The organism is Rathayibacter sp. AY1H3 (assembly GCF_002932015.1).
The window spans coordinates 1-4,496 of record NZ_PSUU01000083.1 but is presented as its reverse complement, the minus strand read 5'-3'; the positions used below and the strand labels follow the sequence as shown (position 1 = coordinate 4,496).

Below are 4,496 nucleotides of genomic sequence, written 5' to 3'. Positions count from 1 at the left end.
GACCGCGAGGTCGGGGCGCCCGCCCGTCACGGCCGTCACCGTCGCGGCGGACGCGCCCAGCAGACGCACCCGTCCGGCGCCGTGCGCGCGCACCCGCGCCTCCCACGCCGCGTCGTCCTCGACCACGACGGCGCCTGCCGCCTCGTCGAGACCGGCGGCGAGCTGCGGAGGCAGCGCCACGGCGCTCGAGACGACCACCCGTGCCTGCGCGGTCGCCGCCGCGACGGCCACCCGCACGAGCGAGCCCAGCGGCTCCCCGGCGGCCAGGCGCACCAGCACGGCGGAGTCGTAGGGCAGGCGGCGGAAGACGTTGCGCTCCGCCTCCAGCCCCGTCAGGTCGCGAGGAGCACCCGCGGCCCACGCCGCCGCGCAGCTGCGCGCCGTCCGCTCCACCGCGGCGTGCTCCTCCGCCGGGAGCTCCGCGCGCGACGCGGCGAGCAGGCGGGCGGCCGGTCCGACGACCGGAGCGGTCGCCTCCGACGACGCCGCGGTCCACGAGCCCAGGCCGAGCAGGTAGTCCGGCCCGCCCGCCTTGGTGCCCGGGCCGACCGCCGACTTCTTCCAGCCGCCGAACGGCTGGCGCTGCACGATCGCCCCGGTGATCCCGCGGTTCACGTAGAGGTTGCCCGCCTCGATCCCGTCGAGCCAGGTGCCGATCTCCTCCGGGTCGAGCGCGTGCAGGCCCGAGGTGAGCCCGTAGTCGACCTCGTTGACGATCGCGATCGCCTCGTCGAGGGTCGCCGCCGTCATGATCCCGAGGATCGGCCCGAAGTACTCGGTGCGGTGGAACTCGGAGCCGCGGCGCACGCCGTCGCGGACGCCGGGGCTCCACAGGCGTCCGGAGTCGTCGAGGCTCCGCGGCTGCAGCAGCCAGGTCTCACCGGCGCCGAGCCGGGTCAGGCCGCGCAGCAGCTTGCCGCCGGCGGGTTCGATCACCGGCCCCATCCGCGTCGCGGGGTCGGTCGGGTAGCCGACCGTGAGGGAGGAGACCGCGTCGAGCAGCTGCGCACGGAACCGCTTCGAGCGCGCGACGGAGCCGACCAGCACCACGAGCGAGGCTGCGGAGCACTTCTGGCCCGCGTGCCCGAAGGCGCTCGCCACGACGTCCTTCACCGCCAGGTCGAGGTCGGCCGAGGGGGTGACCACGATCGCGTTCTTGCCGCTCGTCTCGGCGAGTAGCGGGAGGTCGTTCCGGAAGGAGCGGAACAGCTCCGCCGTCTCGTAGGCGCCGGTGAGGATCACGCGGTCGACCTGCGGGGAGGCGATCAGGTCGCGCCCCAGCTCCTCCTCCGGCAGGCGGAGCAGGCGCAGGGCCTCGCGGGGCACGCCCGCCGCCCACAGCGCCTCGGCCACCACCGCGCCGCAGCGCGCGGTCGGTCCGGCGGGCTTGAGCACCACGGCGGAGCCGGCCGCGAGCGCCGCGAGGACGCCGCCGGCCGGGATCGCGACCGGGAAGTTCCACGGCGGAGCGACCAGGGTCAGCGCGGCCGGGTGGAAGCGGGCGCCGTCGACCGCGTCGAGCTCGAGGGCGCGCTCGGCGTAGTAGTGGGCGAAGTCCACGGCCTCCGAGACCTCGGGGTCGCCCTGGTCGAGGGTCTTGCCGCCCTCGGCCGCCATGACCTCGAGCAGCTCGGCGCGGCGCGCCTCCAGCTCGTCGCCGGCGCGGTGCAGGATGCGGGCGCGCTCCTCGGCCGGGACGTCGCTCCAGCCGCTGCCGCGGGCGCCGGAGAGCACCGACTCCAGCTCGTCGAGGGTGCCGATCGTGGCGGCCTCGATCGCGTCGGCGCCGGCCCGGGAGGAGGGGACGCGCGCGAGGATCGCCTGCGCCCACTCGCGGTTCGCGGCGACGGACGGGTCGGTGTCGGGGGTGCTGCGGAAGTCGCCCGGTCCCGGGCGGCCGCTCGCGGCGAACCGGTCGGGCACGCGGTGCGCCGGGGGGACGGCCCCGTCGAGGGCGGCGACGGAGGCGCGGAACCGCTCCTCCTCCCTCGCGAAGAGCGCCGGGTCGGCCTCGAGCTCGAAGACGGCCGACATGAAGTTCTGGCTCGACGCGCCCTCCTCCAGCCGGCGGATCAGGTAGGCGATCGCCACGTCGAACTCGGCCGGCGCGACGACCGGCGTGTAGAGCAGGAGCGAGCCGACCGTGCGGCGCACCGCCTCCGCCTGGCCCTGTGCCATGCCGAGGAGCATCTCGTACTCGATCCCCTCGCGGACGCCGCGGGTGCCGGCGAGCAGCCACGAGTACGCGACGTCGAAGAGGTTGTGCCCGGCGACGCCGACCCGCACGTTGCGGATCCGCTCCGGGTGCAGCGCGTAGTCGACGACGCGCTTGTAGTTCGTGTCGGAGTCCTGCTTGCTGCTCCAGGTCGCCAGCGGCCAGCCGTGGACCGAGGCCTCGACCTGCTCCATCGGCAGGTTCGCGCCCTTGACCAGGCGCACCTTGATGCCGGCGCCACCGCGGGCCCGGCGGGCGGCGCTCCACTCCTGCAGGCGGATCATCGCCGAGAGCGCGTCCGGCAGGTAGGCCTGCAGCACGATGCCGGCCTCGAGACCGAGGAACTCCGGTCGGTCGAGGATGCGGGTGAAGACCGCGATGGTGAGGTCGAGGTCCTTGTACTCCTCCATGTCGAGGTTGATGAACTTCTGCGGCGAGGACGCGGCGGCCCGGGCGAACAGCGGCGCCAGCTCCTCCACGATGTCGTCGACCGCGGCGTCGAAGGCCCACGGGTTGTGCGGGGCGGTGCTCGAGGAGACCTTGATCGAGACGTAGTCGACGTCGTTGCGGGCGAGGAGCCGGTGCGTCCCCTCCAGGCGGCGGTGGGCCTCCTCGCGGCCGAGGACGGCCTCGCCGAGCAGGTTCATGTTGAGCCGGACGCCGTCGCGGCGGATCGCGGCGATGGCCGGGCCCAGGCGCGAGTCGGTCGCGTCGATGATCAGGTGGCCGACCATCCGTCGCAGCACCCGGCGCGCGATCGGCACCACGACGTCCGGGAGGAGCGGCGCCATGACGCCGCCGAGGGCGACCGCGCCGCGCATCGGAGCAGGGAGGAAGGACGGCACGCCGCCCGCGATCGCCTTCAGCGCCGCCGCCGCGACGCGGGTGTCCTCGGGGCGGACGACGCCGTCGACGAAGCCGACCGTGAAGTCCAGGCCGGCCGGGTCCTTCAGCACGCCCGCCAGCTGCGCCCCGGAGGCGTCGATCGGGATCGCGGACGCCTCGCGCAGCCAGCGCCGCACCAGCGCGACGCTCTCGTCGACCAGGCGGGGATCGATCGAATCGGTGGACGGGCCGTCGGCGGCGGGGCCGGTGGCGAGAGCGGGGCTGGCGAGATCCGTCATGGTGCGGTCCTTCTGCTCTGAGGTGGGTGCCTTCAGTATTCGACCGGCTACCGTTGAGCAGAAGCGACCGTTCCTTACCGGTACCGGTCAGCTCAGCTGAACGATCGGAGAGACGCCGTGCTCGATGTCCGCCGCCTGGTCCTGCTCCGCGAGGTGGCCATCCGCGGCACTCTCGCCGCCGCGGCCGAGGCCCTCGCCTACAGTCCCTCCGCCGTCTCGCAGCAGCTCGCCGTGCTCGAGCGCGAGGCCGGCGTCGAGCTGCTGCGGAAGGCGGGCCGGCGCGTGCAGCTCACACCCCAGGCCGAGATCCTGGTCGAAGCGGCCGGCGAGGTGATGGCCCTGCTCGAGCGGGCGGAGGCGGCGCTCGCGGCCTCGGGGGAGTCGGTGACCGGGCGGGTGCGCGTCGCGGTGTTCCAGTCGGCCGCGCTCGCGCTCATGCCGGGCGCGCTCCGGGCCGTCGCCGACCGCTTCCCGGAGGTGCGGATCGAGATGGTGCAGCGCGAGCCGGAGGGCGCTCTGCACGAGACGTCGTGGGCGCGGGAGTTCGACCTCGTCGTCGCCGAGCAGTACCCCGGCCACTCGACCTCCTGGCTGCCCGGACTGGTGCGCAGCGACCTGACGACCGACGCGATCCGCCTCGCCGTGAGCCGCGACTCCGCCGTCGTCGACCTCGCCTCGGCCCGCGACTCCGCCTGGGTGATGGAGCCGCGCGGTACCGCGAGCCGCCACTTCGCCGAGCAGACCTGCCGGGTCGCGGGCTTCGAGCCGGACGTCCGCTTCGAGACCGCCGACCTGCAGGCGCAGATCCGACTCGCCGCCTCCGGCCACGCCGTCGCCCTGATGCCCGACCTGGTCTGGGCGGGCGAGGCGCCGGACTGCCGCCTCCTCGAGCTGCCCGGCACGCCCCGTCGCACGATCTTCACCGCCCAGCGCGAGGCGCAGCTGGCGTCGCCGGCCGTGCGGGTGTTCCGGGAGTGCCTGGCGGAGGTGGCGGGGCGTTTCGCGTGAGGCTGCGGGCGTGCGGGGGTGCGTGAGGCGGGGCGGTGCGGTTCGGGTGAGCGGGGGCGTGGTGATGCGGCGGCCAGTGGGGGTGGTCCAGTCGGCGGTGCCGTCGGGGTGGAGGACGTAGGTCCAGCGGTCGCCGTGCCGCACGTGGT

The 4,496-nt window shown here is 75.0% G+C and carries 2 protein-coding genes; one reads left to right on the top strand and one right to left on the bottom strand.

Annotation, left to right across the window (positions count from 1 at the left end):
* Positions 1–3,339: bifunctional proline dehydrogenase/L-glutamate gamma-semialdehyde dehydrogenase (locus C5C33_RS17850; RefSeq protein ID WP_104261770.1), on the bottom strand; the 3,339-nt coding region annotated here is incomplete at its 3' end.
* A 117-nt stretch (positions 3,340–3,456) separates the two neighbouring features.
* On the opposite strand from C5C33_RS17850, the gene C5C33_RS17845 reads away from it, so the two are divergent.
* The gene (locus C5C33_RS17845; protein ID WP_104261769.1) at positions 3,457–4,347 is read left to right on the top strand and encodes a LysR family transcriptional regulator; all 891 of its coding nucleotides are present in this window, start codon (positions 3,457–3,459) and stop codon (positions 4,345–4,347) included.
* The last annotated feature ends 149 nt before the right edge of the window (positions 4,348–4,496 follow it).